We start from the raw sequence: 6,755 nt of genomic DNA on the forward strand, positions 1-6,755 counted from the left end.
AAAAACACCAAGTAGAGATTTCTGCACACTTGCCGGATTTGTCAAGGGTCCTAAAATGTTAAAGATAGTTTTATCAGGTATACTTTTTCGAACAGGCATAATAAACTTCATAGCAGGATGATGATTCTGAGCAAACATAAAAGTAAACCCTGTCTCTTCTAAAAGTCGTGCACTCTGCTCGATACCTAAATCAAGTCTTACTCCAAGTGCTTCAAACATATCTGCACTTCCACTCTTGGAGGTAACTGAACGACTACCGTGCTTGGCAACTCTTGCACCACAAGAGGCCACTAAAAGAGCAACAGTAGAGGAAATATTAAATGAACCTATTTTATCACCACCTGTTCCTACTATATCTATAGCGTTTACTCGTGATTCTTCACTTATAGGTAAAGGTATGCAAAAACTTCTCATAACTTCAGCTGCAGCAGCAATAGCGTTTACGCTAGTATCTGAGTCTAACTTCATAGAAAGTAAAAACTCTCTCATAACTGTATCACTCATCTCATGATTAAAAAGTGAAGTAAATTTCTCTTTTGCTACATCATAAGTCATTTTACTTCCTCTATGTATTCATCTTGCAATGATTTTGGAGTTGATTTAGCTGTGGGGATTTTTAAAACTTTATAGCTTTTAGATGTCTCAAGGTAGTTTAAAGTGACTATACTACCTATCTCTACATTCTTGCTTGCTTTAACGACTACACCATTAATGAGCACAACCTTGTTGGCAATCATATCCTGCGCAACAGAACGTCTTTTTGTAATATTTACTGAATTTAAAAACTTATCTATTCTCATTGTTTGACTTTTCTAATTAATTTTTATTTATTGTAGAGTAATCAAACTGAAAGTAATGTAATAAAGAGGAGAAAAACGAAAGTTGGAACAATTATTGCACTAGCAGTAGCTCCCTAGCTAATAATAATGCTTCAAATTCATTTTTAGGAAGTGGCTTATGAAATAAGTATCCTTGATATAAATCACAGTCAAGGTCTAAAAGAAATTCTCTGTGGTACTCTTCTTCAACACCTTCTGCTACTATTATTAACTCAAGATTTTTAGCTATATCTATAATTGTTTTAACAAGTAAAGCTTGCTGTTTATCTCCCAGTCCAAAAATAAAAGATTTATCTATTTTTAGCTCATCAATAGGGATTTCACGAAGATAACTTAACGATGAGTACCCTGTCCCAAAGTCATCCATAGAAAAAACAATACCATACTCTTTAACTTTATTTATAGTTTGAACAAGCTGTTTTAAGTCATCAGCTGTTCCTGTTTCTGTAATTTCAAATACTATATCTATTGTAGAATCTTCATCAATATACTTAGTAAGTAGTTCTTCAACCACAGATGCAAAATCCTGATGTAAAAGCTGTCTGATGCTAATGTTTATAGAGACCTGCTTAATATCTAATTTTCTACTGTTCCATTCTTGTATGCTTTTAAACGATTCTTCAAGTATATATGTACCAAGTTCAATGATATAGCCTGTATTCTCAGCTATTGGAATAAAAAAGTCGGGCCCTATGTTCCCTAGTAACTCATTGTTCCATCGGACAAGAACTTCACAACCTATTATCTTCTTTTGTTTATCTACTTGAGCTTGATAATTAAGTGTTATTTCATTCTCTTCTAGAGCAAAATGTAAAAGTCTTTCGACTTCAAGTTTTTTATGCACAACTGCAGATAATGACTCATCAAAAGCGATAACCCCATCTCTACCAGCATTTTTAGCTTCATACATTGCCATATCTGCTTCTTTTAAAAACTCTGCGACATCGACTTCTTTTCCATCTACTATACTTGCACCAATACTAGCACTTATATGAAGATTATTGCCATCAAGAATATAGGTTTTACGTATAGCAGTCAGAAGTTCTTTAGCAAAAAATTCAGCCTGATATGTACATTCTAATTTATCATTTAATGGAGTGCTCAGTATACAAAACTCATCACCACCTAACCTTGAAAGAGTACTACCATTTTCTCTAGATAGTATTTTCATTCTGTTAGCTACTTCAACCAGTAACTCATCACCAATATCATGACCAAGTGTGTCATTAATAGTTTTAAAGTGATCAAGATCAATAAGAAGTAAGTATGAGTATTTTTCTTTCTGTTCACGTACAGTACTATCAAGTATTTCTAAAAAATATCTTCTATTCCCTATATCTGTTAAATGATCATGATAAGCTTGGTAACTACTTTTTGAAATATAGTCATTTGTATTTCTTGCCGAATATATAATAACTGCTGCCAGTACTGTTGAAAAAAATGCAAGAATATATGCATATGTACCTCCAACGATTAGAAAGTAAACAACGAGTGGAATCATTAAAGTAATGACAGTAAAGCTTACAAGGTTTTTTTGTGATGCAAGTAATGTTGCAGCAACGACAGCAACTCCCAACTCTGTAGCGATTGTAATATAGTGCATTTCTACATTTTCAAATGAAGTATAGTATACAAACATAAAAATCCAAGAAACAGAGTATATATACATAAATAAACGTACTTTAGTTAACCACATTTGTTTATCATTTATTGTCATTTTTATATTAAACTGTTTATATAAGACATATCCATATACTGAAATTATAAACATAATCAGCATCCAAACAGATTCATAAACCATAGATGTGTAGAAGTAACCCATCAATAAATAACCAGGAGCCGTCCCCATATGCAGTAAAAGCATGACTATTATTTGCTTGTGCATAAACTTATAAAAGCTCATAGTTTGATTCATATATATAATCCTTAGTATTTAGTATAGCATATTTGCATTATAAAGTAGTACAATTACTTATGAATAAGTTCACTAACCAATCAACGATAGAAATAATTGAAATACTTGCAAAAGATTTTCTCAAACTTGATTCTCAAGAAAGCCTAGTTTTTGAAGTTTTAAACCCTGATCTATGCACTACAATCTATGCTGGAAATACTCTCACTATAAACTCTACAGAGTATATTGCGAGAGGTTATAAATCATGGTTAGATTTGGGCCAAATTTTAAAATCAAGAATGCTTACACCAGAAATAAATTCAGAGTATACTGTTCTCCTGCGTTTTGAAAAATTAGATGATGATGAAAGCTTTCATAAAAGTATCGATGATAAAGAGGAAAAATATGGTGAAAAATCTATATTTTCTCATATTCATAAGAATGAAGAACCTGCGTTTATTCACTACTATCTTCAAGCACTAAAAAATGTTAATATAACTAAACGCACTCGAATACTAAACCTTGGGGTTAATAGTGGTGATGAGTTTGAAGCTATTATAAATTCAACTGCTGAGATTGAGAACTTAGAATTTATAGGCATAGACTACTGCTCTTCTGCCATACAAAAAGCAAAGGAAAAGTTTAGTGCTCATAAAAACATATCTTTTCATACACATGACATTAATGACTTAGTATCTCTTAACCTTGGAGAGTTTGATCTCATTATCAGTATAGGAACGCTTCAAAGCTCAAACCTTGAGTTTAACGCACTTTTAATGTCTATAGTACAGAATCAACTCAAACGCGATGGGGCTATGATACTAGGCTTTCCAAACTGTCGCTGGGTTGATGGGGAAATGGTCTATGGTGCGAGGGTTAAAAATTACCCTTTTTCAGAGATGGGCCTTCTCTATAAAGATGTTATATTTTGTAAAAAGTATCTGCAACAAAAGAAGTTTCGAGTAACTATTACAGGAAAAGAGTATATCTTTTTAACTGCAACTTCTATACGAAAAGATTAAGAAGCAAATCCGCTAGCAAAACTCTCTTTGTTTACGACTATTTGCTTCTGTTTTTCTTTGCGTTTCGTATCTTTTTCTACAAATATTTTTCTTCTAGTTTTTGGATCCATCTCTGTATAGTACATTACTGCAGAGTATGTTCCAGGTGTTGGAGTAAATACTTGTGCTTGTTCTGGATTCATCTGTAACTCGTCTTTAGTAAAACGCTTTAACTCATGCATATCTTTTTCTTCACAACCAGGGTGTGCTGCTATAAGGTAGTAAGTAAGAAATTGCTCTTTCCCTTCTTCTTTGTTAAGTTTGTCATATAATTTTTTAAAGTCTATAAGAGTTTGTTTTCCAGGTTTCCCCATAAGTTCAAGTACATGCTGTTGTGTATGTTCAGGAGCTACTTTCATTTGACCTGATATATGATGCTTAACCATCTCTTTTAGATAATCATAACCATGTTCTTTATCTGCCGTAATAAGGTCATATCTAACACCAGATGCAACAAATGCTTTTCTAACACCAGGCACTTCTCGCACCTGTCTTAAAAGGTTTATATTTCTCGAGTGATTAGGTTTCATAGATTGACAAAGATGAGTGGCATCAACACAGCGTTGATGGTCACAAGTTCCAAGTTTTTCTTTTTTATTACACTCGTATCCATACATGTTTGCAGTTGGACCACCAACATCAGAAATAATTCCCTTGTAGTCTTTATACTTGTTAAAATCATTTGCTTCAGCGAGAATATTTTCTTCACTTCTTGTGCGAATAGTACGTCCTTGATGAACACCAATAGCACAGAAATTACACTCTCCCCAGCAGCCATGGTGAGTCATGATAGAAAATTTTATAGTTTCTAAACATTTTACCTTACCCATTTTGGCATAGTATGGATGTAACTCTCTTGTAAAAGGAAGATTAGAATTTTCATCCATTGCAGCTTCATTTAGGTGATGACAAGGTGGATTTTGAATAAGAAATCTTGTATCTACTGCCTGAGATAAACCGTTTGCGGCAATAGGATCGTTGTTGTCATAAAAGAGGTCAAAGAGGTCAATGTACTTCTCTTTATCATCTAAACAGTCTTGATGTGACGGCATTTGATGAAAATCGAGATTAGGCTCTTTTGAAATATAGCAAATTCCACGTACATCTCTATAGTCACGTTTTTCATCCATAGCACGAGTAAGTTCTTCAAGTGCCATCTCTCCCATTCCGTAAATCAAAACATCTGCTTTTGCATCAAAAAGTATAGGTTTTTTTAGTTTATTAGACCAATAGTCATAATGAGTAACACGTCTTAAACTTGCTTCAATACCACCTAGTACTAGAGGTACGGTATTTTTAAAATGTTGACGAATGAGGTTACAATAAACACTTATTGCTCTATCTGGGCGTTTGTCATTTTTTCCACCTGGTGTATAATCATCAGAATTTCTAAACTTTTTAGTTGCCGTATAGTTACTCACCATACTATCAACACTTCCCCCACTCACACCCCAGTATAGTCTTGGTTCGCCTAAACGCAGAATGTCCTCGCCACTCTTAACATCAGGTTGACCTATCATCCCTACTTTGTAACCCATTCGCTCAAGCATTCGACCAACCATTGCCACACCGATAAAAGGAGAATCTATATAAGCATCACCACTTACTAAGATAATATCACAGTAGTCCCAGCCCCTTGCATCCATATCCGCGCGAGTTGTTGGCAAAAAATCTTTTTCAGTAAAAGTTACAGTATCTCTGTTTGGATTATCATGTTCGTTTTTATTTCTTCTGCTCAAGGTTAGCCCTTTAAATTATCTGTATAATACTAAATTAGCAAGCATTATTCTTGCATCAGAATTATATCAATTAGAAGCAAAATAGCCCCTTTATAACAAAGTTGCCATTCTACCTTGAAGTTTACTTAAAGGAAAATGCTAAAAGAGTGTCCCTTGCCTAGGTTCTGTCTTAAGATTCTCGGTAATACACATCAAGCTGTCATTTTTGACACTATTGACATATTCACTCACAGGAAAGTATCTTATTTTATCACTTGAAAGTGGGATAAAGAGTCTGTTTAGCTCACGATAACTACTTTTATTATCAAGCCATAACTCCCATTGATGTGATTCTAGTATAACTGGCATACGGTCATGAAGACCTGATATCTTTTCATTGGGCTCAGTAGTAAGTAAAGCACATGTAAGTATAGGTTTACCAAGTGCATTGTCGTACCACGATTCATAAATACCAGCAAACACAAAGTAATTTGCAGTAGTCGACAGTATAAAATGAGCTTGACTTTTTTTGCTCTGGGTATCTTTTTTCCATTCAAAGTAACCATTGAGAGGAATGAGACATCTTCTTTGTTTGTAGGCTTCTTTAAAACTACTCTTCTCAAACACTGTTTCACTTCGTGCATTAATTTGCATACTAGAACGCTCTTTTGCCCAAGAAGGTATTAGTCCAAAGTGTGCATATTCATAGACCTTATTATTTGTATACATCGCTATATTTAATGTTGGCGCAATATTATATTGCTTATTTAAAATACCTATAGTATCTCTAAATACTCCAAACTTCTGTGTAATATCTTGTTTAAAAGAAAAATCATCAAACATACATAATCGTCCAGGCATCAGTTCCCCTCTTTTAATATTTTAATTGAGAAACTGCTGCTTCTCCTGCTACTACTTCTTCCTTACTACGGGCCAATAATAAGTAAAAAGGGCCAAATAATATAATCCAGATTATTTTAACAATTATTCCTGAACCAGTATCTCTACAATATCTTAAGTAACTACCCAAAATTAATTTCATAATCTATCCCATATCCCTTAATCACTTTTTCAACGTAGTTTTCCATGTTTTTGGTAGATTTATAAGCATCAAGTTCTATCCAGGTAGCATATCTTTAAACTTTTTACTTGTATGTATGGATGCATTGTCAACAACTGCAACTGTTGGTTTAGTAATCTCTTCTGCGAAGAGATTAAAATAAGCGATTACGACTTCCGTATC

The 6,755-nt window shown here is 33.7% G+C and carries 7 protein-coding genes; 1 reads left to right on the plus strand and 6 read right to left on the minus strand.

The window, feature by feature from the left end; all coding sequences use genetic code 11:
- From trpD to HOG88_RS02860, 3 genes are all read right to left on the minus strand, one after another.
- Nucleotides 1–555 (minus strand): anthranilate phosphoribosyltransferase (gene trpD, locus HOG88_RS02850; RefSeq protein WP_295002943.1); only part of this gene is annotated, 555 nt, incomplete at its 3' end.
- Nucleotides 552–800, minus strand: coding sequence for a S4 domain-containing protein (locus HOG88_RS02855; protein WP_295002945.1), 249 nt, complete (start codon nucleotides 798–800; stop codon nucleotides 552–554). The genes HOG88_RS02855 and trpD, both read right to left, overlap by 4 nt.
- Nucleotides 801–891: 91 nt before the next feature.
- Entirely contained in the window at nucleotides 892–2,754 is a 1,863-nt protein-coding gene (locus tag HOG88_RS02860) for a bifunctional diguanylate cyclase/phosphodiesterase (RefSeq protein WP_295002947.1), read from the minus strand.
- Between the two features lie 59 nt (nucleotides 2,755–2,813).
- On the opposite strand from HOG88_RS02860, the gene HOG88_RS02865 reads away from it, so the two are divergent.
- Nucleotides 2,814–3,755, plus strand: coding sequence for a methyltransferase domain-containing protein (locus HOG88_RS02865; protein WP_295002950.1), 942 nt, complete (start codon nucleotides 2,814–2,816; stop codon nucleotides 3,753–3,755).
- Here HOG88_RS02865 and HOG88_RS02870 read toward each other — a convergent pair.
- From HOG88_RS02870 to HOG88_RS02880, 3 genes are all read right to left on the minus strand, one after another.
- Nucleotides 3,752–5,461 (minus strand): YgiQ family radical SAM protein, encoded by a 1,710-nt coding sequence (locus tag HOG88_RS02870; RefSeq protein WP_295002956.1) that lies wholly within the window; start codon nucleotides 5,459–5,461, stop codon nucleotides 3,752–3,754. The genes HOG88_RS02865 and HOG88_RS02870 overlap by 4 nt on opposite strands.
- 210 nt (nucleotides 5,462–5,671) lie before the next feature.
- On the minus strand, nucleotides 5,672–6,373 hold the full coding sequence (locus HOG88_RS02875) for an SOS response-associated peptidase (protein ID WP_295002952.1): 702 nt from the start codon (nucleotides 6,371–6,373) through the stop codon (nucleotides 5,672–5,674).
- A 13-nt stretch (nucleotides 6,374–6,386) separates the two neighbouring features.
- Nucleotides 6,387–6,554, minus strand: a complete 168-nt coding sequence (locus tag HOG88_RS02880; RefSeq protein ID WP_295002954.1) for a hypothetical protein — start codon at nucleotides 6,552–6,554, stop codon at nucleotides 6,387–6,389.
- Nucleotides 6,555–6,755: the final 201 nt, after the last annotated feature.

This window comes from Sulfurimonas sp. (assembly GCF_018698455.1).
In the GTDB taxonomy this organism is placed as follows: Bacteria; Campylobacterota; Campylobacteria; order Campylobacterales; family Sulfurimonadaceae; genus Sulfurimonas.

Excerpts from the sequence above, each read along its gene's own strand:
- HOG88_RS02880 (WP_295002954.1), bottom strand. The coding sequence starts at position 6,554 with ATGAAATTAATTTTGGGTAGTTACTTAAGATATTGTAGAGATACTGGT.
- HOG88_RS02875 (WP_295002952.1), bottom strand. The coding sequence starts at position 6,373 with ATGCCTGGACGATTATGTATGTTTGATGATTTTTCTTTTAAACAAGAT.
- HOG88_RS02860 (WP_295002947.1), bottom strand. The coding sequence starts at position 2,754 with ATGAATCAAACTATGAGCTTTTATAAGTTTATGCACAAGCAAATAATA.
- HOG88_RS02855 (WP_295002945.1), bottom strand. The coding sequence starts at position 800 with ATGAGAATAGATAAGTTTTTAAATTCAGTAAATATTACAAAAAGACGT.
- HOG88_RS02865 (WP_295002950.1), top strand. The coding sequence starts at position 2,814 with ATGAATAAGTTCACTAACCAATCAACGATAGAAATAATTGAAATACTT.